Raw genomic sequence first — 22,982 nt, 5'->3', positions numbered from 1 at the left:
TAGAACAGTATGGGCAAGCGCCCGCCATGCGCGCCGATGCGGCATGGCGGGCGCCCGGCTCATTTCGCCGCAGCCGGCTTGGGCGCGGCCGCCGCGAGGCCCGGCACATCGGCCGCGCCTTCGAGCACCTGGATGCTCGACCCCTTAAACTCGCCCATCGGTTCCGCCCGGCCACCGAGGCACTTGGACAGGAACCCCTCGCTGATTGCGAAGAAGGACAGGCGGTTCTCGGGCCGGACGAAGCCATGCCCTTCGTCAGGATAGTTGATGTAGGTCACCGGCAGTTTCCGCGCCTTCATCGCTGCGACGATCTGGTCGCTCTCGGCCTTCACCACGCGCGGATCATTTCCGCCCTGACCGATCAGCAGCGGCTTGGTGATCGCGTCGACGCGGGTGATTGGCGATTGCGCCATCATGCGCTTCAGATCCTCGGGCTTATTGGGGTCCCCGATATGCTTATAGAAGGTCCCTTCCAGGATCGGGCGCCAATAGGGCGGGAAGCTCTCCATCAGCGTCTTGAGGTTCGACGGGCCGACAATGTCGACGCCGCACGCGAACTTGTCCGGCGTGAAGGTGAGGCCGACCAGCGTCGCATAGCCGCCATAGGAGCCGCCCATGATTGCGACCTTGTCCTTCGACGTCACCCCGCGCGCGATCGACCAGTCGACCGCGTCGATCAGATCCTGGTGCATCTTGCCCGACCATTCGCCGATCGCGGCGTTGACGAAGCCCTTGCCGAAGCCGGTCGAACCGCGGAAATTGACGCTGAGCACCGCATAGCCACGATTGGCGAGCCATTGATGCGCGCTGTTATAGCCATAGCCGTCACGCGCCCACGGTCCGCCATGGACGAACAGCACCATCGGCACCGGCTTGTCGGCCTTGCCGTCCTTGTTTGCGTCGGCACCGGGCGGGAGGGTGAGGTAGCTGACCAGGGTCTTGCCATCGCCAGTCGGGATCTCGACCGGCCACATCGGCTGGAGCGCATAGGCCGACAGGTCGGGCCGCGTCTCGTAGAGCTTCGTCACGCTCTTCGCCTTGCGGTCATAGATATAGGCGGTGGCCGGCTGCTCCGCCGCGCTCGCCGCGACGATCAGCTTCGACCCGTCGTCGGTCGACGACATGACCGTCACTTCACCGGGCAGCTTGGCCTTGAGGAAGTCGAGGTCGGCCTTCGCCTCGGCGTTGAGCGGGGTCCATTCGTTCTTCAGATAATTCACCGAATAGGCGATCGGCTCATAGGTCTCGGGGTCGGTCAGCAGCCCCTGAATGTCCGCCTTGTCGCTGCCCGCGATCACGTCGGTCTTCAGGCTCGCCGCGTCCATCTTGACCAAGGCCGCCTTGTCGCGCCCACGGCTGTCGACCCAGTACAATGCGGTGCCGTCGCGATTGAACCCGATCGGCGCAGTGGTGAAGAAGTCCTCATTCGCGACGGTCAGCACCTCGGCCCATTTGCCGTCCGCGCCCAGCCGGAAATATTTGCTGCCACCGCCCGGCACCTGCTGAAAGGCGAAGCGGGGCTTGAGCTGGTTGTCGGTGACCCAGCCGCCATAGCCGGGATTTTCCATCACCAGCTTGGTCGCGCCAGTCTTGTAGTTGACCTCATACAGGTCGAAAAACTGCGGGTTGCGGTCGTTGAGGCCGATCAGCACGACATCGGGGCGCAGTTTGCTCACCCCCTGGATCTGGGCGCGCACTTTGTCCCCCGCCTTGGTCAGCGCGGTATCCTTCAGCGTCGCGATATCGACCGAATGCACGCGGAAATTCTCGTTTCCGCCGGCGTCCTGAAGGTAGATGATGTGCGCGCCATCGGGTGCCCAGAAATAGTTCTGGAGCCCACGCTTGGCTTCCTTGGTCACTGCCTTGGCGGCACCGAGATTGCCAATCGGCGCGACCCACACGTTCATCACGCCATCGACCGGGGCAAGCCAGCTGACATGGCGGCCATCGGGGCTGATCTGGCCCCCGGCCCGGCTGGGGTTGCCGAAAATCTTGTCGCGCGGGATCAGCGTATCGGCGCCCGCTTGCGGCGCAGGTCCAGCGGTGGCGGCAGTCCCTGCGGCGAGCAACGCGGCCCCCGAGAGCAGTGCGATGGTGAGTCGTTTCATGGTGTTCCCTCCAGTTGGTGAGACCAGGATAACGAACCGGTGTATTATTGCAATAACACGCTACTCGGCCACCGGCACGAAGGCGAGGTGGTGATAGTCATAGCTGAAATCGGCGAGCGGGGAGAGCGCCTTCATCGTCACGCCGGTGACCTTGCCGTTGGCGACGGCAAAGCTGACCACCGCATCCTCGCCCTTGCCCGGCGTCATCCGGGTGCGGAACGCGTCCGTGCCCCACGGATCGAGGCGGCTGGCGAATTGGGGGTGCGGCGCGAAGTCGATCTGAAGCGCGCCGCCGCGTTCCTTCACGGTGATGTCGCCATACCAGGCATCGCGATAGCATCCGGCATAGGCGGCGAGCGGAAGGCTGGGGCCGCCCGCAGGCCGCTGCGCATCGCCATCGCCCAGCGCCGCGACCGCGCTTTCGGCGGCCAGCTTGTTGCGCGCGACATAGTTGGCGACCCAGTCATAGGTCGGCACGCCGAGCAGATGGTCGAGCAGCGCGTTGCGGATGCCGCCCGACACGCTGTCCTCGGTATTGCTGAGCACCGCGACGCCGATCCCGGCCGAGGGGATCAGCGCCGTCTGCGTCACCTGTCCCGACAGGCCACCCGAATGGCTGATCAGGCGGCGACCGCGATAATCCTGGACGAACCAGCCGAGCGCATAGCCCTGCATGATCGACCGCACCGGGTTGAGGTCGGTCGGACCGTCGCTCGACGCAACCACCACCTGTGGGCTCCACATCGCGGCCGCGCTCTCCGCGCTCCACAGCCTTTTGCCGTTGGGCAACGCGCCGAGCGCCAGCTGCACCTCCAGCCATTTGGCGACGTCGGCGATGCTGGCGTTGATCCCCGCGCCGGCATCGACCACCGGCGATTCATCCGGCTCGATCACCTGCATCGGCCCGACCCCGCGCACCGGCGACCCCAGTCGCGCGTGACGGCCCGCGACATTGGTCGTCTTCAGCAGCTCAAGCGACGGCACCGCATCGGCCATGCCGAGCGGCTCGAGCATCCGCGTGCGGATGAAGTCGCGCCAACTCATCCCCGACTTGGCCTCGATCAGCGCGCCTGCGACGATGTAGAGGATGTTGTCATAATCATAGCCGCCGCGAAACGGGCGCACCGGCTGAAGGAACTGCAACGCGCGCACGGCGTCCTGAACGGTGCGGTTGGAGCGGGGAAAATAGAGCAGATCGCCCGCGCCCAACGGCAGGCCCGAGCGGTGGACGAGCAGGTCGCGGACGTTGAACAGGCTGGTGACCGCTGGATCGGCCATTTTGAACTCGGGCATATGCTGGGTCAGCCGGTCGTCCCAACCGAGCTTGCCCTCCTCGACCAGCATCGCCAGCGCGGCGGCGGTGAACGCCTTGCTGTTCGACGCGATGCCGAACCGGGTTTGGACATCGACCGGCGCGGCGCGGCCCATGGTGCGCGCGCCATAGCCCTTGAGCCACACCGGCTGTCCCTTGCGCACCACCGCGACCGCGATGCCGGGCGTTTCGAATGCGCGCATGAAATTCGCGACGATCGTATCGACTGCGGTGTCGAGCGGCGCGAGTGCGGCCTGCTGCGCCCAGGCGGGGAGCGCCAAGCTCGCCGCGCCGCCGACCCCAAGCGCCAGCGCGCGACGCCGATCCACCGTCAATCCCGTCATTCCGCTTCACCCCTAATCGTCACCCCGGCCTTGTGCCGGGGTCCACTCAGCCGCGCGCGCATCGCAAGAGCCTGAAAGACCGACCTTGCCGCGCAGTGGACCCCGGAACAAGTCCGGGGTGACGAAGGAAATGGGTAGGTAAGGAAGCGCTACGCCTCGAGCTCGACGTCCCAGTAGAGCCAGTCGCGCCAGGTATCGTGGAGATAATTGGGCGGGAAGCGGCGGCCATGTTCCTGCAGGTGCCAGCTGGTCGGGCGGATCGGCGCCATGAACAGCGGCATTGCCGCCTGTTTCGGCGTGCGCCCGCCTTTCTTCAGGTTGCACGGCGCACAGGCGGTCGCGACATTCTCCCACGTCGTCCGCCCGCCCTGCGCGCGCGGGATGACATGGTCGAACGTCAGGTCCCTGTGGCTGCCGCAATATTGGCATTCGAATTTATCGCGCAGGAATAGGTTGAAGCGGGTGAACGCCGGGAATTGCGACGGCCGCACATATTGCTTGAGCGCGATGACGCTGGGCAGCTTGATGCACGCGGTCGGGCTGCGCACTTCGCGCTCATAATGGCTGACGATGTCGACGCGATCGAGGAACACCGCCTTGATCGCGGTCTGCCACGGCCAGACGCTGAGCGGATAATAGGACAGCGGCGTATAATCGGCATTCAGAACGAGCGCCGGGCACCCCTCAGGATGTCGGATTAGATCGGGATGGTACATGGTCCCCCTCTCTCGCCGCGCCGCGATCGCGCCCGGGGCTTATTCGCCGCCAGCCGTGACATCGCTATGACAGCACGCCGCGCGACTCATGGTCAAGGGCCGGTTTGCGCGAAGTGGCGATTACGCGGCATAGATCATCCGGCGGCTCATCCCGCCATCGATCACCAGCGCTTGGCCCGTGGTGAAGCCGGCATGGTCGGCGAGATACACCACTGCGTCGGCAATATCGTCGGGCGTCCCGATACGTCCGACCGGATGTTGCTCGCGATCGATCGGGCGATGCTCCGGCTCCGACCGCGCCGATGCCTTTTGCCACGGCCCGGTTTCGATCCAGCCGGGGCAGATCGCGTTGACGCGGATGTCCGGGCCAAGGCTGACCGCCAACGCATGAGTCAGCGCCACCAGCCCACCCTTGGCCGCGGCATAGGCCTCGGTCTCCGGTTCGGACTGGAATGCGCGGGTCGAGGCGATGAAGATGATCGCGCCGCCACGTCCCCGCAACAGCGGCACCGCGCTCCGCGTCATCAGGAACCCGCCAGTAAGATGGCTGTCCTGCCAGCGTCGCCAGTCGGCCAGGCTCAGTTTCTCGATCGGGCCACTCACCGGATCGGCGATCCCGGCATTGCTGACCAGCAGGTCGAGCCCCTCGGCATCGTTATCGTTGCTCCAGCCGGCAAAGGCCGCGAACGCGTCAGCGACCGCAGCCTCGTCGCCAACATCCGCCTGATGGGTGAACAGCGGGCGCGGCGCGTGCGCCTCAGCCAATTCGCGCAGCGCGACCCGGTCGCTGTCGATCGCCATCACGCCCCAGCCATCGCCGAGCAGCCGTTCGACAACGCCGCGTCCGATCCCCTGTGCCCCGCCCGTCACGATCGCCGTTCGCATTCACGCCTCCAATTTCTGCTGCCGCGCAACGCGCGGGTGCGACGGAAAGGTTCGTACGTGCTGCGGGCGGGGCTTTCACCATGCCGGGCGATCCGCTAGGCGGCGACGATGCCAGCGATCATTCATTGCGACGTTGCCATTGTCGGAGGAGGCTTGGCGGGCGGCCTGATCGCGCTCGCGCTGCGCCGCAAGCATCCGACGCTCGATATCCGGCTGGTCGAAGGGTCGGGCGCGCTCGGCGGCAACCACCTGTGGTCCTTCTTCGCCAGCGACGTGGCGCCCGCCGATCGCTGGCTGGTCGCGCCGCTGATCTCCTATGGCTGGACCAGCTACGACGTCCATTTCCCGGCGCACGCCCGTACGCTGAAGGCGTCCTATTACTCGATCGAATCCGACCGGTTCGATCAGGTCGTCCGCGCCGCGATGCCGGAGGGTGCGGTGATGACCCGGCGCAAGGTGCTGGGTGCCAGCGCGCGCGCGGTCGTGCTCGCCGATGGCGACCGGATCGAGGCGGGCGGCGTGATCGACTGTCGCGGCCCCGGCGATCTGTCCAAGCTCGAGCTTGGCTGGCAGAAATTTGTCGGGCGCGAGCTGGCGCTGGCCGAGCCGCACGCGCTCAAGCGTCCGGTGATCATGGACGCGACCGTCGCGCAGATCGACGGCTATCGCTTCATGTACGCCCTGCCCTTTGCGGCGACGCGACTGTTCCTTGAGGACACCTATTACAGCGACACGCCCGACATCGATGTCGCCGCCTATACCAAGCGGATCGACGCCTGGGCGAGTGCGCGCGGGATCGTCGTGGAGGGCGTGATGCGCGAGGAGATGGGATCGCTGCCCATTCCCCTCGGCGGCGATTTCGAGGAATATTGGAAGTCGGGCGGCAACCGCGTGGCCAAGGCCGGGATGCGCGCCGGGCTGTTTCAGCCGATAACCGGCTATTCGCTGCCCGACGCGGTGCGGCTCGCCGCCCTGATCGGCAATGCGCGCGACCTGTCGGGCGCGGCACTGCACGACCTGACCTATGGCCATGCCCGCCGCGCCTGGCGTCAGCGCGGATTTTACCGCATGCTCTCCGCAATGCTGTTCCGCGCCGCAGAACCGGCCGAGCGCTATCGCGTGCTTGAACGATTTTATCGCTTGGACGCGGGGCTTGTCGCTCGCTTCTATGGCGCCCAGTCCAGCCTATTCGATCGCGCCCGTGTTCTCTCCGGCAAACCGCCGGTGCCGATCAAGCGCGCGCTCGCAGCGATCAGGGGATCGAGCAAATGAAGCGCGCAGTGGTCATCGGGGCGGGATTTGGCGGGCTGGCCCTGGCCATCCGCCTGCAATCCGCCGGCGTCGATACGGTGGTGGTCGAGGCGCGCGACAAGCCCGGCGGGCGCGGCTATTATTGGGAAAAGGACGGCTTTGTCTTCGATGCCGGCCCCACCGTCATCACCGCGCCGGAAGCGCTGGAAGAGTTGTGGGCGCTGTCGGGCCATCGCATGGCCGATGACGTCACGCTGACGCCGGTCTCGCCCTTTTATCGCCTCAACTGGCCCGACGGGACCAATTTCGACTACACCAATGACGATACGGTGCTGACCGCGGAGATCGCCAAGCTCGATCCCGCCGACATCGCCGGCTATCGCCGCTTCCTCGACTATTCGGCCGGGGTGTATCGCGAGGGCTATGAAAAGCTCGGCCATGTCGCGTTTCTCGACTTCACCTCGATGATCAAGGCCGCGCCCGCGCTGATGAAATATCAGGCGTGGCGCAGCGTCTATTCGATGGTCTCGACCTTCGTGAAGAGCGAGAAATTGCGCGAGGCGCTGTCGTTCCACACGCTGCTCGTCGGCGGCAACCCGATGACCACCAGCGCGATCTATGCGCTGATCCACAAGCTGGAGCGTGACGGCGGCGTGTGGTTCGCAATGGGCGGCACCAACCGGCTGGTCGCGGGGATGGTGCGCCATTTCGAACGGCTCGGCGGCAAGCTCGTGCTCGGCGATGGGGTCGAGGAGATCGAGACGCTGGGCGAGCGCGCGACTGCGGTCCGCACCAAGTCCGGCGCGCGGTTCGAGGCGGATGCGGTCGCCAGCAACGCCGATATCGTCCACAGCTATCGCGACCTGCTCAAGGGTTCGCGCAGCGCCCAGCGCACCGCCGGAAAGCTCGAGCGCAAGCGCTTCTCGCCCTCGCTGTTCGTCGTGCATTTCGGGATCAAGGGCAGCTGGCCCGGCATTCCGCACCACATGATCCTGTTCGGCCCGCGCTATAAGGAGCTGCTCGCCGACATCTATGATCATGGCGTGTTGAGCGAGGATTTCTCGCTCTATCTCCACCACCCGACCGTCACCGACCCGTCGATGGCGCCGGAGGGGCATTCGACCTTCTACGCGCTCGCCCCTGTGCCGCACATGGGCAAGGCGCCGGTGGACTGGGATACCGTCCGCCCGCTGCTCGAAAAGCGCATCCTCGACGAGATCGGCCGCCGCCTGATCCCCGACATCCATGATCGGATCGTCACCAAGTTCAGCTATGCGCCAACCGACTTCCAGCACGATCTCGCCGCGCATCTGGGCAGCGCGTTCAGCCTTGAACCTGTTCTGACTCAGAGCGCGTATTTCCGCGCGCACAACCGCGACGATTCAATCCCGAACCTCTATTTCGTCGGTGCCGGCACCCATCCGGGCGCGGGCATCCCCGGCGTGGTCGGCAGCGCCAAGGCGACCGCCGCGCTGATGCTGGAGCAGCCTAACCCGTGAAACGCCTCGCCATCTATTGCGGCTCTGCCACCCCGGCGGATCCGGTCTACATCGAGAATGCCCGGTTCGTCGGGCGCACGCTGGCCGAGCGCGGCATCGGCGTCGTCTATGGCGGCGGACGCCTCGGCCTGATGGGCGCGATTGCCGACAGCGCGCTGGAGGCGGGCGGCGAGGTGATCGGCGTGATCCCGCAGGCGCTGGTGGATGCCGAAGTCGCGCATCGCGGCTGTACCGAGCTGCACGTCGTGCGCACGATGCACGAGCGCAAACAGGCGTTTACCGACCTTTCCGACGGCTTCATCACCCTGCCCGGCGGCACCGGCACGATGGACGAGTTGTGGGAGGCGATGAGCTGGGCGCAGATCGGCTATCACGCCAATCCGGTCGGGCTGCTAAACGTCGAGGGCTATTATGACGGCCTGATCGAATTCGTCGCCAAGATGGGGGAAGTCGGCTTCCTGCGCCCGCAACACCAGTCGATCCTGATCATCGACGACCAGCTCGACGGGCTGCTCGCCAAGATGGCGGCGCATGTCCCGACGCAGACCGTCGGCCAGATCGGCAGCAAGGACCTGTGACCCCGCCCGCGCCGAGCCGCGACGCCGTCGTGGCGGCCGCGCGGGAGAGCATCGCCAAGGGCTCGAAGAGCTTCGCGGCGGCGAGCAAGCTGTTCGACCCGCAAACCCGCGAGCGCGCCTGGCTGCTCTACGCCTGGTGCCGCGCGTGCGACGACATCGCCGACGGGCAGGAACTGGGCCATGACGCCCGCGTGGTCGAGGACCCCGCCGCCGCGCTGGCGCGCATCCGCACGCTGACCGACAAGGCACTGGCGGGCGCACCGACCGGAGAGATGGCGTTCGAGGCGCTGCGCATCGTCGCCGCAGAAACCCGGATGCCCCACCGCTTCGCGCATGATCTGGTCGCGGGCTTCGCGCTCGACGCCAAGGGCTGGTTCCCGCGCTCCGAGCACGACCTGATGCAATATTGCTATCATGTCGCGGGCGCGGTCGGGTGCATGATGGCGGTGGTGATGGGGGTCGACCCGGACGACGATGCGACGCTGGACCGCGCCTGCGATCTCGGCCTCGCGTTCCAGCTCGCCAATATCGCGCGCGATATCGAGGCGGACGACGCAATCGGCCGCTGTTACCTGCCGATGGACTGGCTGGTCGAAATGGACATCCCGCCCGGCCAACATATGAAGCCGCCCTTCCGCTCGCGTCTGACCGTCATGGCGCGCTGGCTGGGCGAACTGGCGCAGGCGCATGAGGAAAGCGCACGGCTCGGCACGCCGGCACTCGGCTTTCGATCGGCCTGGGCTGTGCTGGCAGCGGCCGGGATCTATGGCGGGATTGCGCGCGAAGTGGTGGCACGCGGCGACCACGCATGGGATCATCGCGCCAGCACCAGCAAGGCGCAGAAAATCGGCTGGATCGCGCGTGCTTATGGCCAGTCGCTGGCACGGCGAAACCTATATCCCCCGCGCCCACGTGCTGCTGAACTGTGGACACGCCCGCGCTAGGCAGGCCGACGCGCCTTAGTAATGACGCGGTTTGGTCTCGGCGCGGGCCATCGTCTCACCGCTGCGCTGACAGCTGGCGGCGATCGTGGGATAGGAGAGATCGGTGTGACGCGGCAGCACCTGCGCCATCGCCGCCTGGCATTGTGCCGCGCTCTGATACCGGACTGGCTCGACCCGCGCCTGCTGGCATTGATCCTGGAAGTCGCCGCAGCCAAGAATGGCCATTACATAGAAAACCGGTTCCATACCTCGCTCCTCGCCATGCATAACGGATGGCGGGCCCGGTTTGTTTCATTGCATCCCGATCGGTGCGGCCCCAGATAGCGGCGATGCCTCCCGATACCGCCCGCTCCGGCGGCGAACGCCCGCTGTTCGCCACGCTCCGGCGCTTCCTTCCCTATCTCTGGCCCGACGGTGCTCCGGGGCTGAAGACGCGCATCATCATCGCGCTGGCACTGGTCGTGCTGTCAAAGGTCCTGCAGGTCTATGGTGCAGCCTATGCGCTGAAGGCCGTGGTCGACGCGATGGCGATCGGCGAGCGCGGCGTCATCACCTTCGTGGTCCTGATGGTCGTCGGCTATGCCGCCGCGCGGCTGTTCACCACCGTGTTCGACAATTTGCGCAACACGGTGTTCGAAAAGGTGGGGCAGGACGCGACCCGGCGGCTCGCCATCGTCACCTTCCGCCACCTCCACCGCCTCTCGCTGCGCTTCCATCTTGAGCGGCGCACCGGCGCGGTGACCAAGGTCGTCGAACGCGGGACCAAGAGCATCGATTCGATGCTCTACTTCCTGCTGTTCAACATCGCGCCGACGATCCTCGAGCTCGCGCTGGTGCTTCAGATTTTTGGCAGCAAATTCGGCTGGTGGCTGGTCGCGTCGACCATGGCGATGGTCGTCATCTACATCGCCTTCACCCGCTGGGTCACCGACTGGCGCGCCAAGTTGCGCGAGCAGATGAACGACCTCGACACCGGCGCAGTCGCACATGCGGTCGATTCGCTGCTGAATTTCGAGACCGTGAAGTATTTCGGCGCCGAACAGCGTGAATCAGACCGCTACGAGCGTGCGGTCGAATCCTATGCCAAGGCTGCGGTAAAGTCGGAGAATTCGCTCGCTTGGCTCAACATGGGCCAGTCGCTGATCACCAACGTCATGCTCGGCGCGGGCATGGCCGTTGTCGCCTGGGGCTGGTCCACCGGCGAGTTCACGGCGGGCGATGTCGTGTTCGTCTCGACCCTGCTCAGCCAGCTGTTTCGCCCGCTTGACATGCTCGGCTGGGTGTATCGCACGATTCGACAGGGCGTGATCGACATGGGCGCGATGTTCGACCTGATCGACACCAACGCCGAGGTGAAGGACGCCCCCGACGCGCCGCCGCTGACCGTGGATCGCGGCGAGGTGCGGTTCGAGGATGTCCGCTTCGGCTACGACCCCGAGCGCGACATCCTCAAGGGCATCGACCTCGTCATCCGCCCCGGCCAGACCGTGGCGATCGTCGGCCCCTCGGGCGCTGGCAAGTCCACCCTCGCGCGCATCCTCTACCGCTTCTACGACCTCACCGGCGGGCGCGTGACGATCGACGGGCAGGATATTTCGCACGTGACGCAAGCGTCGTTGCGCGCCGCGATCGGCATCGTGCCGCAGGACACGGTGCTGTTCAACGACACGATCGGCTACAACATCGCCTATGGTCGCGAAGGCGCCGGGCCGGATGAGGTCGCACAGGCGGCACGCGGCGCGGCCATCGCCGGCTTCATCGAATCGATGCCCGACGGTTACGACACCCGCGTCGGCGAGCGCGGCCTGAAGCTATCCGGCGGCGAGAAGCAGCGCGTCGCCATCGCGCGCACCCTGCTCAAGAACCCGCCGATCCTGATCCTCGACGAAGCGACCAGCGCACTCGATTCGCGCACCGAAGCGGAGATCCTCGACACGTTGGAAGCGATCGAGCGTGACCGCACCACCATCGTCATCGCGCACCGCCTGTCGACCGTGGTCAACGCCGACCGCATCGTGGTGCTTGAGAACGGCCAGATCGCCGAACAGGGCACGCATGCGCAGCTGCTGGAGCAGCGCGGGACCTATGCCGAAATGTGGGCGCGGCAACAGGCCGAGCGGGAGGCGGTGGCCGACGCGGCGGAGTGATGGATTAGCCACTCCCCTGAAGGGGAGGGGCTTGAGAATCACCCGAACTCCACAGCCTCGAACCGCACCGGCCGCCCATGCGCCGTATTCGCCAGCTGGCCGTCCCACATCACCCGCCGTCCGCGGATGATCGTGCCGATCGGCTTCCCCGTCAGTGTGTCCCCGGTAAACGGCGACCAGCCACAACGCGACGCAAGCCAGCTTTCCTCGACCGTCCACTGCTTCTTCAGATCGACCACCGTGAAATCCGCGTCATAGCCCGCCGCGATCCGCCCCTTGCCGACCAGCCCGAACACCCGCTGCGGCCCCGCGCTGGTCAGATCGATCAGCCGCGCGAGCGTCGTCCGTCCCTTCGCCACATGGTCGAGCAGCAGCGGCAACAGCGTCTGCACCCCCGGCATGCCGCTGGGCGATGACGGATAAGGCTTGGCCTTTTCCGCGATCGTGTGCGGCGCATGGTCCGACCCCAGCACGTCGGGCACGCCCTGATTGAGCCAGTGCCACAGCCCGTCGCGATGCGCGGCCGATCGGATCGGCGGGTTCATCTGCGCATAAGTGCCAAGGCGCGGATAGGCATCCTCTCCGGCAAGCGTAAGATGCTGCGGCGTCACCTCGCACGTCGCGATGTCCTTGTGCTGGCTCAGCAATTCCAGCTCCGCCGGCGTCGTCACATGCAGCACATGGATGCGCCGCCGCGCGTCTCGCGCCAGCTTCAGGATGCGCCGCGTCGCCAGAATCGCGCTCTCGTCATCGCGCCACACCGGGTGGGAGGACGGGTCACCCGCCACCCGCTCGCCCTCGCGATCGTTCATGCGGAACTCGTCCTCGGCATGGATCGCCACCCGGCGATGTCCGTTCGCAAGCACGCGCGCCAGGTTCGCATCGTCCGACACCAGCAGGTCGCCGGTCGACGCGCCCATGAAGATCTTGACCCCCGCCGTCCCTGGCATTCGCTCCAGCTCCGCCAGATGCTCGGCATTGCTGTTAGTCGCGCCGACGTAGAATGCGTGGTCGCACCACATGCGATCCTTCGCGCGGGCGAGCTTGTCGTTCACCGCATCGGCGCTGTCGGTATTCGGCTTGGTGTTCGGCATTTCGAACACCGCGGTCACGCCGCCCAGCACCGCGGCGCGACTGCCCGACTCGAGGTCTTCCTTGGCCTCAAGGCCCGGCTCGCGGAAATGCACCTGGCTGTCGATCACGCCGGGCAGGACGTCGAGGCCGGTGCAGTCGATCGTCTCGCCCGCGTCCCCGGTCGCACCAATTGCGACGATCTTGCCGTCGCGCACCCCGATATCGACCTGCGCTGGGCCAGAGGGCAGGTGGACAGTGCCGCCAACGAGTTTCAGATCGTACGTCGCCATCTCAGCCTCTTTCGCTTGCCTGCCCCGCCTCCTACCTGTTCGCCATGACCGATGCCACCCTGCTGCCCGACCGCGCCCTGATCCGTGTTTCCGGGGAGGATGTGCGCGGCTTCCTGCAGGGGCTGGTGACGCAGGACGTGAACGCTGTGCAGCCCGACGCGCCGTTCTGGGCGGGATTGCTGTCGCCGCAGGGCAAGGCGCTGTTCGACTTCATCCTGTGGGCGGAGGGCGGCGATATCCTGATCGATTGCGAGGCGGCCCAGCGCGATGCGCTGATCCGCCGCCTGTCGATCTACCGCCTGCGCCGCCCGATCACGATCGTGGCGGCGGATGGCGGGGTGCATTGGTCGCCTGACGCTGGGCGAGGCGTACCCGACCCGCGACTCGCCGCACTTGGCTATCGCTGGCTGGGGGATGCCGATGGAGAGCCCGCATCCGGCTGGCACGAACACCGCCTCCGCCTCGGCGTTACCGAAGGTGCGGAGGAGCTCGGGCAGGACAAAACTCTCTGGCTCGAATGCAACGCGGCCGAGCTAAACGGCGTCAGCTTCTCCAAGGGCTGCTATGTCGGTCAGGAAAATACCGCACGGATGAACTGGCGCGCCAAGGTCAACCGCCGCCTCATCGTCGCGCCGCTCGGCGAGCCGGGCGACCGCACCCGCGCGACCTATCCCGATCTCGGCCTGATGGTCGAACATCGCCGCGTCGAGGCTTTGGGCGATGCAATCCTGCCCGACTGGCTGACGGCAGCGCTCGGCTCAGATGCCTGACCATTCGAGGCCGCCGGGCAAGTTGAACCCCGCATAGTCCACCTGCAGCACCCGCCGCCTGCGCGGCGTCGCGGCGGCATCGGATGCGTGCACGATCGGCGTGGCATAGACCCAGATATCACCCGCCCGCGCGGTGCAGGCGTAAACTCCGCACTCGCCGACGACAGCCGCGATTCGATCTTCACGGACTCGGCCAAACCGGTGAGAACCTGGCGCAATCAGCAACGGCGCGTTGTCGAGCGGCACGTCGTCCAAATGAATGCGGATCGTCACCATCCGCTCCAGGATTTCGAATGGCGGGGCGACATGGAGCAAGCCAGCCTTGACCGTCCACGGCCCAAAGCCCGGAACCTCGCGCCGCGCGCGAACGCGGATCGTGCGGTCCTGATGCCATGCCAGCGACCAGTTCACCCGGTCGCTCTTGTCGAACAGAATTGCGCGTACCGGACTCGCGCCGGTTCCCGCGAATAGCGCGATCTGCGCACCGATCGCCCCGCTGGGCCCAAGCATCTGCTCAAGCTCGGCGGCGCGCGCCAGCCGTATGCCTGCCCGATCGCTGGGCGTGTCCGCCAGTGCCGCCCGAATCTCGGCGAGCTGGTCGGTGGCAGCCGAATTCAGCCGCATCGCCCCGCTTGTCTCGAGAGCGCCGAGCATCAGCTTGTGGGGTCGTACATGAATTCCCGCAATTCCTGATCACAACGACTGGCGGACGCCATCCGGCGCGCCCATTCGACTGCGTCGGTCCGCGTCGGGAGCTCCAGCACCGTAAAGCCCCCTGTCACGCGACTTTCCGGATAGAGATCGGAGGAGACCGTCCCGTCCGCGCCAACCCGCACCGGTTCGACGCCTTCGGGAATCCTGCCGGCAAAGACATAGACGCCACCACATCTTGCCTCTTCGACCACCGCCCGCGCGGGGTCACCGACGGCTGAAAGCTCGGCCTGCGACACCTTCATCGCGTAGCTCGGGAATGAGATCAGATACTTGGTCACGCGATGATGATGCCGCGCGATCCCGGCGGCAGCAAGTGGCGCGGCCCAGGCCCGTCCGCGTCACAAAGAAAAAGGGAGGCCGGTTTCCCGACCTCCCCAAATCTTGTCGATCCACAGAGTGGACCGCGCGGCTTACATGCCCGAGCCCGGACCGTAAGTGATTTCCACGCGGCGGTTCTGCAGCTCGCGGACGCCGTCGGCGGTGTCCACGCGCGGACGGCTTTCGCCGAACGCTTCCGAGCTGATCGTGCCATCGGGGATACCGCGGCCCGACAGGTACGAACGGACCGAGTCCGCACGACGCTGCGAGAGGCCGACGTTGTAGCTGGCTGCGCCCGAACGGTCAGCGTGACCGGCGAGCATGACCTGTGCATTGCCGCAGTTCTGATACGCCGAGATGGCGTTATCCAGAATGCCTGCTGCTTCCGGCGTGATGTCCGACTTGTCCCACTCGAAGAAGACAATGTACGGCCCCGGGGTGCACTCTGCGACCGGCGGCGGAGGCGGCGGAGGCGGAGGCGGCGGGGGAGGCGGCGGAGGCGGCGGGGGCGGCGGCGGAGGCGGCGGCGGAGCAGCCGGCTCACCGAAGTTGAACGTCACACCACCGAGCAGGCTGTGCGAACGGAAGCGACCGTCGAAGGTGCGACCGGTCACGTCGACCAGCTTGACGTTGTCAGCGTTGAAGAAGCGATACTTCAGCGTGACGTCGATGTTGTCGCTAACCGGCTGACGCAGACCCGCAATCGCCTGCCAGGCGAAGACGGTGTCGGAGTCGTCCAGGAACGCGCCGCGGGTGTTGAGCGCATAGTCAGCCTTGACGCGCGCCACGCCGGCACCGCCGCCGATGAAGCCCTGAAGGCCATCATCTTCGCCGAAGTCGAGCATGCCGTTGATCATGAAGCTGAGTGCGGTCGAGGTGCCACCAGCGTAATCGTACGAGCCCGGTGCAATGTTACCCAGTGCACCGCTCGCGGTGTAGAACGGCGTGGTGAGCGACGAGCGATAGCCATCGACCGTTGCGCGCTTGTAGCTAACCTCGGCCTCGGCGCGGAAAGCGCCGAAGTCGTAGCCAATCGTGCCGCCAACGTCCCAACCATAGTCATGGTCGACGGTGCCAGCGGACGCCGCAGCGCCGATGTCGTAATCAATGTCTTCGACGATCATCGCACCGCCTTCGACGCCCACATACCACGCGTCGTCGCGTGCGAGGGCGGGCGTGGTGAGCGCGGTCGAAGCAAGTGCCAGAGTTACGGCAAGCTTCCGCATCTTAATCCCCTTTCTTAGTTGCCACTTCGGACAGCGCTAACTTCCTAACCTCTGGAAAGTTTCCGCGCAAGCGAACAAAATCCGGGGACTGTTGCCGGAACGTCACAGTTCGGCGCTACCGATCAACCCATGCGCGCGCAGCGCATCAAGGATCGCCACGATCGCGTCGCGCGCCTGTTCATCGACGATAGCACCGCCAGCGGGCGTGGCAACCGCCTCGCCCCGCGCGCCGATTACCTGAACCCCGCCGATGTCGATCCGGCTGGCGGCAATCACGCCGATCTGCCAGCCCTCTCCGGCACGGTAACGCACGGGTTGGGCAAGGGATTCGGCCCAGACCTCCATGCCGGCGCGCGGTACCGAAAATCGCCATCCGCCGTCGGTCCAGCACGCAATCTCGTCGTCATGCCCAGCCCAGTCCCCGCTCGGCGCGTCCCCCACGATCCACGCCTCGCCCGGTTCGGGCGAGGCGGGCGGCGCATTGACGCCGACCCCCTGCACGTCGGGATGCAGCAGCGCATCGATCCCGACCACTGCCTCATTGTGAAACATTTCCTTCTGCGCCTGCCCGGCGTGCAGCAAGGGCAGGGCGAATCGGGTCGTCGCAGTCATGTCATTCACTCCATCGCGTCGAGAATCAGTGTGGTGGGCGGGGACAGGCCATGATCGCTCGCCTGCCGCAGCTCCACGATCGCCGCACTGCTGCCGTCGAGCCGCCATTCGGGCACATCGCTAATCGCGATCACCGCAGGTTGCCCCGGAACCGATACACGCAACTGATAGCGCTCGACGCTCTCGCCCAGCGGCGCGTCAGTGCCGTCGCTCCACCGCCATCCGGCCCGGCTGCGGCGCGTCCAGCGCAGCATCCTTCCGCCCGCGTCCGGCACCGCATGCAGTGCGACAGGCGCCGGCGGAGTCGCCGAGCGGCCGGTGACTGTGACGCCAACCTCGACCGGCTCGGCATCACCCACCCCCGTCGCCATCAGCTTCAGCCGCGCGCCCACCGCGCCCCGCCCGTCCTGCACGGCCAACGTCTCGCGCTCGATCAGGACGAATCGGTCGCCCGGCGCCATCGCGCCGATCATGTCCTCGGTCCCCCGTCGCCCGCGCCACAACCCGCTCAGCCGCCAGCGTCCCGCAGCCAGCGGCTCGGCGCCCGCAAACTGGACCAGCTCGTCCCCGACCAGCGCCAGATTCGCCCCGGCATGCAGCGCCTCGGGCGACGCATCGGCCAGCTCCATCTCCGCATGGGCAAGGTCGACCACCAGCTGCGACACGCGATCCTCGATCTGCGCGCTCGCGTCCCCGGCGACTACCACCACCACACCGATCACCGCCGGCGCCGCAGTCGCCCCAATCGCCTCCCATCGCGCACCATCGTCGCCGCTCAACGCCAGCGCCGCCTTGCGCCAGCCTGCCGAAGTCCCGCACGCCGCGATCATCAGGCGCGGCCCGCTCAACAGCCCGTCACCCAGATGCGGAACCTCGAACCAATACAGCAGGGTGGCGCCCTGCACCCGATCCGGCGCCGGACTCACCCGCCCCGGACTTGCCGTCGCCGCAACCGCTGCCGGCACGACCGGGGTAAGAGCGAGCGCAACCTCGCCCGCCTCGATCCGCGACTCGATGACCCGCCACTGCCCCAACTCGCCCGCAACCGTCACCCGCGCGCCGGGCGCAATCCCCATCGCCGACCAGCCGGGCCGCACCACCCGCCGCGTCCGCGCCAGATCAGCGCGGATCAGCTCCGCCGCCGCAATACCCTTGGCCGCACCGGCCGACAGCGCTGCGGGCAGCTCGACCCGCCGTTCGCGATCCTGCCCCTGCGGGTCCGACGCGCTCTGCACCCCGGCCTGATAGTCACGCGCCGGATCATAATGGCTCAGCACAATTCGCCGAGGCACGCGGTCGGGCGATTCGATCGACCGCTCGACCCCACGCCCCGCCGCCCCCGGATCGGCAATCGTCGCCGCCCCGCCCGCACCACTTGCCAGCACGAACCCGTCACCGGCGGAAACCGGCCACGCCCCGCTCGCGTCGATCAGTGGCGCAATCGCCCCGCGCACGCTCTCGCCATAGCCCGAATAGCCCGCGATCGGCAGCGCCGCCTCCCCCGCCCCGACCACCCCGCCGGACAGCGCCGCGACGATCGCCCCCGCCGCGACCGCTCCCGGATCGGCCACCACCTCGAAACTCAACGAAGGGATGCGATTGCCGAATTCCTCCAGCTCCAGATTCTCGAACACGGCATAGGCAGTGCCGCGATGCGCCGATGCCAGCCCGACGCCCTCAGCCGAAGCGATCAGCGGATCGACCGCCTGATCCTCGCCGCCAAGGTGCAGCCGGAACCCGGTCCGCACCTTCCAGTCCCCCGCCGCACCGCGCAGCAGCTTGCCATCCGCCCACACCCGCCCGACCGACAGGATCGCCCGCGCCGACAGCGCCACTGCGAACGACGCGGTATAGCTATAGCTCGTCACCGTCGGCCGCCCCTTGCCGCCCTCGCGCTGGCGATGCTCGACGAGGTCGGTCGCCCAGATCACCGTACCGGCCACCCGCAACGTCCCGAACAGCTTCGGGATCGGCGTGCCATAGCTCGACGTCTGCAGCGTCAGTTCGGTCAGTCGCGGCCCCTCGCGCCCCTTGGGCTTGAACAGCAACTCGCGGTCGATCACCTGCCCCGCAAGCGCGCCGATCATCGCGCCGACCGGGCCGCCCAGCGCCCCGCCGACCGTGGAAAGCACCAACGTCGCCATTTCAGTCCTCCTTGAGCCGCCACCGCGCCAGCTCGGGCCAGGGCGGCACGCCCGGCCGCTCGACCACCCGGCGCAGCGCCGCATCGGCATGGATCACACCCGTTTCGCTCGCGATGGCCAGGTGCAGCTGCCCCGCCCCGGCGTTCAGCAACAACAGGTCCCCGACGCGCGCGTCATCGACCCGCACCAGCCCCGCCGCCTCCGCCGCCGCAATCACCTGCGCAACACGGCCCCCACGCAGCGCATATCCCCGCGGCACCGCGATCCCATAAGCCAGCCCCGCCAGCCCCACACAGTCCAGCCCATGCGCCACACACCGCCCATGCAACAGAAACCGCGCCCCGATCGCGCCGCGCGCCCGCTCGATCGGACTCATCCGCCCGGATAGCGCGTCAACAGGTCGATCCCCGGCAGATATGGCTCGCCCCGGAAGTTCGCCGCATTGCCGAACCGCCCCGCACACGTCGCGATGCTCTTGTCGCATCCCTCGCTCACCTCCGCCAACGCCCCGACCGCATCGAAGCGCGGCGCACGGCACAGCGTCACGACATCCCCCGCCGACGCCGCAATCACATCGCTCAGCCCGCTATTCGCCCCACCGATCCAGCGCAGCCGCCCGCCAGCCCATCCGCCCGCAACAGGCTCTTCACCGTCGAGCGTCAGCACCGCCCCGTCCGCCGCGATCACCAATGCAAACCGCCGCCGCCCCGCCATCGCCACGCGGCACCTCTTGTCGCCCAGCTCTGCCCGGCACTCGGGCGACGTCATCTCGACCACCGGCGCATCCAGCCCCGCCGCCGCCCCGCGCAGCTCCGCAGTCAGCGTCCCGTCCCGCGTCTCGACCGCCCCGATCGTCCCGCTGCCCAGCGCGACCACCTCGCCCGGCGCAGTCCAATCGACCGCGAACAGCATAATCCGCGCACCATCCCACCGCCCGGCAAGCAAATCCGCCTCGCTGATCGCAGCGCCAGTCAACGCCCCGGTCACATCCATGCTGTCGGCATCCAGCCCCGCCCCGCGCCGGATCGCCGAAGGCGTCATCCCCGGCGCAGCACGATAGTGGAACCCATCCACCTCCAGATCGCGATCATGCGCCGTCAGCCCAATCGCCACCCCATCCCGCCGCTCGATCCGCCAGCAATAGGCGATCGTGGCGAGCGGCTCGTTCAGCCAGGTCATCAGCTTCTTCCTTGAACTTGCGCAGAAGCAATGCGGGCTGCAGACTGAACCGATGTCCAGATGGCTCCGCTGCTTGTCCGTGATTGCACTGTTGGTCGCGCCGCCCGCGGCTGCGTGCTCGATGGGGCCTATCCGTTCCGAAACCGGTGCCCTCGAATATGCGCGCCAGTCCTATGGCCTTGCCGCGCTCGTCGTGGACGCCGAGGTCGAGGCTCCGATGCACCTTGGCGACGATTGGAAAGAGGGCCTGCTCCCCGTCGCGCGCCTTAGGGTTCTTCGGGTCCTCAAGCCCAGCGGGCCGGGCATCGTCGAGGACTCGATGATCGCCGTCGCCTATCTCGACTCCTGCTCGATCGCGTTCACCCGTGTGGGTCAGCGCGTTCGCGTGCTTCTTGGCGGCGGCGCGCCGATCTTCGTGGCGGATTCGGGGATGAATGGCGCCGCGATTTGGGATGCGAAGCTTGGCGAGCTGTTCGATCGCGAGATCGATCGTCTCGCGGGTGTGCCCCGCCCCTCAGGCTTGGCTCCGCTAGGGGCGGAGTGACCGCGCTTACCCTTCCCTGACCTCCACTAACGGCACACTCGGCGCCGCCCCCGCCATGAACGTCGCGCGGTTCACGCTCAGCGAATCCTCGGCAAAGCGCACCGGCACATCGAACCGGAACCCCGCCGTCACGACCGCCCCGTCACCCGGCGGCGCGTCCAGCACGACCATCCCGCCCGCGCCGATCGCAAACGCCGCCGTCTCGACCCCGTCCACCGCGACCCGCACGCTCCCCGCCACCGGCCGGGTGATCCGCCGCGCAACATCGCCATAGGATTTGACCAACGCAAACGCCTGTCGCTCGCCGTCCCCCTCGCCCAACAGCTGATCGAGCGGCCCCGGCGCACCCTCATCATTCGAGCAGTCATCAAACGGATCGCGCAGCCGGAACCCCCGCGCTGGCCCCATCCGCGCCCGGTAAAACCCCAACAGCGCCCGGATATCCGCCTCGCTCCGCACCCCCGGCCCGACATCGTACCGCGTCCGCGCCTGCGCCCACGCCGCGTTGCGCGCCTCATGCCCGCCCGCACTGGTCAGGATCGCGGTCGATACCTCCGGCGCCACCTCCGCCTCACGCCCCAGCGCAATCGGGAACAGCACATCGTCGAACGCCTGCATCTCATCCTCCTGGTCGAAGGTCACAAACCCATCGCGGATCACCTGCGGCAACGCCCAGATGAACGTCGCCGCCACACCCCGCGCACGCGCCGCATCCGCCGCCGCGGCAATCCCGCGCCACTGCTGCGCATCCTCCGGGTTCAGCACGAACCCCGCGAAATAATGCTGCCGCTCCACCGGATAGCCCAGCCGCGCCTGCGCCAGCGCCACGCCGCGCGCGCTCGCCACCGCGTTGCCCGTCGCAGCCCAGTCATAATCCTCAAGCTGCAGCACATCGAACGCCGGAAACGCCCAGCCGACCGGCAAATTCGCCCGCATCGCTTCGGGCGCCTCCCGGTCCAGCACCGTCGGCAGATAGGCGAGCAGCAACAGCTCCGCCTCCGCCGCCACGCCACGCACCGCCGCCCCCAGCGCCGCCGTCGATGCCGCCAGCAAAGCCCCCGCCGCGTCGAGCACATCGGTGTCGGGATCACCCCGCACATTCTGCTCGCCCGGATCGCTCAGCGCCGCCTTCGCGGCATCGTCATGGATACACAGCCGGCCATCGGCCATCACCCACCACCACGGCTCACCGACCTGAAACTTCACCGCCAGCCCCGCGTCCAGCGCGATCCCGACAAACGCCCCCGCCACCGCCTGCAAATAGCCCATCGCCCCGGCATGTGCGGGGGACAGCAGCGTCGAAGGCGGCTCCCACCCGGTCAGCGCGGGCGAACCATCCGCCGCCCGCTGCTTCCAGTCGCCCCAGCAATGCGCATCGAACAACTCATAGGACAGCGACCAGATCACCCCGAACCCGAGCGCCTTGGCCCGCGCCGCGAAATCGGCATGCCAGGCCGCGCACGGGCCGTTCAGCACCCCACCGCTCAGGCTCGCATAATAGCCCCCCGACGCCGCCTCGAGCCGGAAATAATGGCTCATCCCGACATAATGGACGATGTCCCCGCGATACCCCAGCTGCAGCGCATTGCGCAGCAACCGCGCCGGGGTGACATGATAGCTGTCATCATAGCCCGAACAGATCGACAGCCCATGTTCGGGCACCACCACATCGCCGATCGCCAGCACCGCCCCCGGCCCCGCGACCGCAATCTCCGACAGCTCGACCCACACCTCGACCGGCGCCGCCAGCGCCGCGTCGTCACCGGTATAACCCGGCGGCACCAGGCTAACGAACATCCGGTCGACGTCGCCCGCCCACACTGGATCGGCCTCGCCCGGCAGCACGAACCCGCCCGCAACGCTGTCAAAATCGAGGCTGACGACGCAATCCTCCGGCGTCCCCTCGGCATAGTTCCACAGCCGCACATACCAAGCGCGCGCCACTCCCGCCGCATCGCGCCCCTCGATCGTCAGCACCGGGCCATTGACCGCATCCAGCGGCATCACCGCGCCGGACCGCCACCGAAACCGCAGCCGGCACCCACGATAATCCCGGCTGGTTTCATAGGAGAGCAACGGGTGGTCATGCCGATCCACGCTCTCCCAGATCAGCCCCGCCAGATCGTCTTGGCGATAGAATACCGCATCGACGCGCAGTGCGTCCGGCGCGATGGTGACCACGCTCGCCATCATCGGCCGCGGAAAATTGACCGTCCAATAGGCAGGGTCAAAGCGCGAGATCACCCCCGCCACCTGCACCGTCCGCTCGGACGCCAGCCAATATGCCATTGTCATGCTCCGTGTTAAAAGACGCGCAGAACGGGAGA

Annotated in this window: 21 protein-coding genes; 7 read left to right on the top strand and 14 right to left on the bottom strand. The window is 67.2% G+C overall.

Going from position 1 to position 22,982, the window contains the following annotated elements:
* Window positions 1–59 precede the first annotated feature (59 nt).
* The 4 genes from K9B35_RS12295 to K9B35_RS12280 form a co-directional block, all read right to left on the bottom strand.
* Window positions 60–2,108, bottom strand: coding sequence for a S9 family peptidase (locus K9B35_RS12295; protein WP_224922129.1), 2,049 nt, complete (start codon window positions 2,106–2,108; stop codon window positions 60–62).
* 60 nt (window positions 2,109–2,168) lie between these two features.
* Complete coding sequence (locus K9B35_RS12290) at window positions 2,169–3,764, bottom strand: serine hydrolase (RefSeq protein ID WP_224922128.1); 1,596 nt, start codon at window positions 3,762–3,764, stop codon at window positions 2,169–2,171.
* Between the two features lie 149 nt (window positions 3,765–3,913).
* Window positions 3,914–4,480, bottom strand: coding sequence for an HNH endonuclease (locus K9B35_RS12285; protein ID WP_224922127.1), 567 nt, complete (start codon window positions 4,478–4,480; stop codon window positions 3,914–3,916).
* A 120-nt stretch (window positions 4,481–4,600) separates the two neighbouring features.
* Complete coding sequence (locus K9B35_RS12280) at window positions 4,601–5,365, bottom strand: SDR family oxidoreductase (protein ID WP_224922126.1); 765 nt, start codon at window positions 5,363–5,365, stop codon at window positions 4,601–4,603.
* A gap of 108 nt (window positions 5,366–5,473) precedes the next feature.
* On the opposite strand from K9B35_RS12280, the gene crtY reads away from it, so the two are divergent.
* From crtY to K9B35_RS12260, 4 genes are read left to right on the top strand one after another with little or no spacing between them, the layout of a single operon-like run.
* Complete coding sequence (gene crtY, locus K9B35_RS12275; protein ID WP_224922125.1) at window positions 5,474–6,637, top strand: lycopene beta-cyclase CrtY; 1,164 nt, start codon at window positions 5,474–5,476, stop codon at window positions 6,635–6,637.
* Window positions 6,634–8,115, top strand: a complete 1,482-nt coding sequence (locus K9B35_RS12270; protein ID WP_224922124.1) for a phytoene desaturase — start codon at window positions 6,634–6,636, stop codon at window positions 8,113–8,115. The genes crtY and K9B35_RS12270 overlap by 4 nt, the downstream gene beginning before the upstream one ends.
* Window positions 8,112–8,693: a TIGR00730 family Rossman fold protein gene (locus tag K9B35_RS12265; RefSeq protein WP_224922123.1), complete on the top strand. Its 582-nt coding sequence runs from the start codon at window positions 8,112–8,114 to the stop codon at window positions 8,691–8,693. The genes K9B35_RS12270 and K9B35_RS12265 overlap by 4 nt, the downstream gene beginning before the upstream one ends.
* Window positions 8,690–9,637: a phytoene/squalene synthase family protein gene (locus tag K9B35_RS12260; protein ID WP_224922122.1), complete on the top strand. Its 948-nt coding sequence runs from the start codon at window positions 8,690–8,692 to the stop codon at window positions 9,635–9,637. Before K9B35_RS12265 ends, K9B35_RS12260 begins: the two co-directional genes overlap by 4 nt.
* Window positions 9,638–9,652: 15 nt before the next feature.
* Here the strand turns inward: K9B35_RS12260 and K9B35_RS12255 are convergent, their stop codons facing one another.
* Complete coding sequence (locus K9B35_RS12255) at window positions 9,653–9,883, bottom strand: hypothetical protein (protein ID WP_224922121.1); 231 nt, start codon at window positions 9,881–9,883, stop codon at window positions 9,653–9,655.
* An 83-nt stretch (window positions 9,884–9,966) separates the two neighbouring features.
* Between K9B35_RS12255 and K9B35_RS12250 the strand changes: the two genes are divergently transcribed.
* Complete coding sequence (locus tag K9B35_RS12250; RefSeq protein WP_224922120.1) at window positions 9,967–11,784, top strand: ABCB family ABC transporter ATP-binding protein/permease; 1,818 nt, start codon at window positions 9,967–9,969, stop codon at window positions 11,782–11,784.
* 38 nt (window positions 11,785–11,822) lie between these two features.
* Here K9B35_RS12250 and K9B35_RS12245 read toward each other — a convergent pair whose 3' ends face one another.
* Window positions 11,823–13,148, bottom strand: coding sequence for a dihydroorotase (locus K9B35_RS12245; protein ID WP_224922119.1), 1,326 nt, complete (start codon window positions 13,146–13,148; stop codon window positions 11,823–11,825).
* 44 nt (window positions 13,149–13,192) lie between these two features.
* Between K9B35_RS12245 and K9B35_RS12240 the strand changes: the two genes are divergently transcribed.
* Window positions 13,193–13,918 carry a YgfZ/GcvT domain-containing protein gene (locus K9B35_RS12240; RefSeq protein ID WP_224922118.1) on the top strand — a complete coding sequence of 242 codons (726 nt, stop codon included), beginning with the start codon at window positions 13,193–13,195 and terminating at the stop codon, window positions 13,916–13,918.
* Here K9B35_RS12240 and K9B35_RS12235 read toward each other — a convergent pair.
* The 7 genes from K9B35_RS12235 to K9B35_RS12205 all read right to left on the bottom strand — a co-directional run bounded on the left by K9B35_RS12235 (window position 13,907) and on the right by K9B35_RS12205 (window position 20,111).
* The gene (locus K9B35_RS12235) at window positions 13,907–14,572 is read right to left on the bottom strand and encodes a phytanoyl-CoA dioxygenase family protein (RefSeq protein WP_224922117.1); all 666 of its coding nucleotides are present in this window, start codon (window positions 14,570–14,572) and stop codon (window positions 13,907–13,909) included. The two genes, K9B35_RS12240 and K9B35_RS12235, sit on opposite strands and share 12 nt — an antisense overlap.
* Window positions 14,572–14,910: a transcription initiation protein gene (locus K9B35_RS12230; RefSeq protein WP_224922116.1), complete on the bottom strand. Its 339-nt coding sequence runs from the start codon at window positions 14,908–14,910 to the stop codon at window positions 14,572–14,574. The genes K9B35_RS12235 and K9B35_RS12230 overlap by 1 nt, the downstream gene beginning before the upstream one ends.
* 132 nt (window positions 14,911–15,042) lie before the next feature.
* Complete coding sequence (locus K9B35_RS12225; protein ID WP_224922115.1) at window positions 15,043–16,176, bottom strand: OmpA family protein; 1,134 nt, start codon at window positions 16,174–16,176, stop codon at window positions 15,043–15,045.
* Window positions 16,177–16,278: 102 nt separating this feature from the next.
* The gene (locus tag K9B35_RS12220) at window positions 16,279–16,788 is read right to left on the bottom strand and encodes a DUF2793 domain-containing protein (protein WP_224922114.1); all 510 of its coding nucleotides are present in this window, start codon (window positions 16,786–16,788) and stop codon (window positions 16,279–16,281) included.
* Between the two features lie 5 nt (window positions 16,789–16,793).
* A complete protein-coding gene (locus K9B35_RS12215; protein ID WP_224922113.1) occupies window positions 16,794–18,932 on the bottom strand; it encodes a phage tail protein in 2,139 nt (712 codons plus the stop codon).
* Window position 18,933: 1 nt separating this feature from the next.
* Window positions 18,934–19,308, bottom strand: a complete 375-nt coding sequence (locus K9B35_RS12210) for a peptidoglycan endopeptidase (RefSeq protein WP_224922112.1) — start codon at window positions 19,306–19,308, stop codon at window positions 18,934–18,936.
* Window positions 19,305–20,111 (bottom strand): DUF2163 domain-containing protein, encoded by an 807-nt coding sequence (locus K9B35_RS12205; RefSeq protein ID WP_224922111.1) that lies wholly within the window; start codon window positions 20,109–20,111, stop codon window positions 19,305–19,307. Before K9B35_RS12205 ends, K9B35_RS12210 begins: the two co-directional genes overlap by 4 nt.
* A 121-nt stretch (window positions 20,112–20,232) precedes the next feature.
* On the opposite strand from K9B35_RS12205, the gene K9B35_RS12200 reads away from it, so the two are divergent.
* Window positions 20,233–20,655: a hypothetical protein gene (locus tag K9B35_RS12200; RefSeq protein WP_224922110.1), complete on the top strand. Its 423-nt coding sequence runs from the start codon at window positions 20,233–20,235 to the stop codon at window positions 20,653–20,655.
* Window positions 20,656–20,661: 6 nt separating this feature from the next.
* Here the strand turns inward: K9B35_RS12200 and K9B35_RS12195 are convergent, their stop codons facing one another.
* Window positions 20,662–22,944 carry a DUF2460 domain-containing protein gene (locus K9B35_RS12195; RefSeq protein ID WP_224922109.1) on the bottom strand — a complete coding sequence of 761 codons (2,283 nt, stop codon included), beginning with the start codon at window positions 22,942–22,944 and terminating at the stop codon, window positions 20,662–20,664.
* Window positions 22,945–22,982 lie beyond the last annotated feature (38 nt).

The organism is Sphingomonas sp. R647, assembly GCF_020177055.1.
In the GTDB taxonomy this organism is placed as follows: domain Bacteria; phylum Pseudomonadota; class Alphaproteobacteria; order Sphingomonadales; family Sphingomonadaceae; genus Sphingomonas.
Note: the sequence above shows the minus strand (reverse complement) of the source record. Positions and strands in the feature narration are given on the sequence as shown.

Coding starts and splice junctions, on each gene's coding strand:
- K9B35_RS12295 (WP_224922129.1), bottom strand. CDS start 2,108: ATGAAACGACTCACCATCGCACTGCTCTCGGGGGCCGCGTTGCTCGCC.
- K9B35_RS12290 (WP_224922128.1), bottom strand. CDS start 3,764: ATGACGGGATTGACGGTGGATCGGCGTCGCGCGCTGGCGCTTGGGGTC.
- K9B35_RS12285 (WP_224922127.1), bottom strand. CDS start 4,480: ATGTACCATCCCGATCTAATCCGACATCCTGAGGGGTGCCCGGCGCTC.
- K9B35_RS12280 (WP_224922126.1), bottom strand. CDS start 5,365: ATGCGAACGGCGATCGTGACGGGCGGGGCACAGGGGATCGGACGCGGC.
- crtY (WP_224922125.1), top strand. CDS start 5,474: ATGCCAGCGATCATTCATTGCGACGTTGCCATTGTCGGAGGAGGCTTG.
- K9B35_RS12270 (WP_224922124.1), top strand. CDS start 6,634: ATGAAGCGCGCAGTGGTCATCGGGGCGGGATTTGGCGGGCTGGCCCTG.
- K9B35_RS12255 (WP_224922121.1), bottom strand. CDS start 9,883: ATGGAACCGGTTTTCTATGTAATGGCCATTCTTGGCTGCGGCGACTTC.
- K9B35_RS12250 (WP_224922120.1), top strand. CDS start 9,967: ATGCCTCCCGATACCGCCCGCTCCGGCGGCGAACGCCCGCTGTTCGCC.
- K9B35_RS12245 (WP_224922119.1), bottom strand. CDS start 13,148: ATGGCGACGTACGATCTGAAACTCGTTGGCGGCACTGTCCACCTGCCC.
- K9B35_RS12240 (WP_224922118.1), top strand. CDS start 13,193: ATGACCGATGCCACCCTGCTGCCCGACCGCGCCCTGATCCGTGTTTCC.
- K9B35_RS12235 (WP_224922117.1), bottom strand. CDS start 14,572: ATGCTCGGCGCTCTCGAGACAAGCGGGGCGATGCGGCTGAATTCGGCT.
- K9B35_RS12225 (WP_224922115.1), bottom strand. CDS start 16,176: ATGCGGAAGCTTGCCGTAACTCTGGCACTTGCTTCGACCGCGCTCACC.
- K9B35_RS12220 (WP_224922114.1), bottom strand. CDS start 16,788: ATGACTGCGACGACCCGATTCGCCCTGCCCTTGCTGCACGCCGGGCAG.
- K9B35_RS12215 (WP_224922113.1), bottom strand. CDS start 18,932: ATGGCGACGTTGGTGCTTTCCACGGTCGGCGGGGCGCTGGGCGGCCCG.
- K9B35_RS12210 (WP_224922112.1), bottom strand. CDS start 19,308: ATGAGTCCGATCGAGCGGGCGCGCGGCGCGATCGGGGCGCGGTTTCTG.
- K9B35_RS12205 (WP_224922111.1), bottom strand. CDS start 20,111: ATGACCTGGCTGAACGAGCCGCTCGCCACGATCGCCTATTGCTGGCGG.
- K9B35_RS12200 (WP_224922110.1), top strand. CDS start 20,233: ATGGGGCCTATCCGTTCCGAAACCGGTGCCCTCGAATATGCGCGCCAG.
- K9B35_RS12195 (WP_224922109.1), bottom strand. CDS start 22,944: ATGGCATATTGGCTGGCGTCCGAGCGGACGGTGCAGGTGGCGGGGGTG.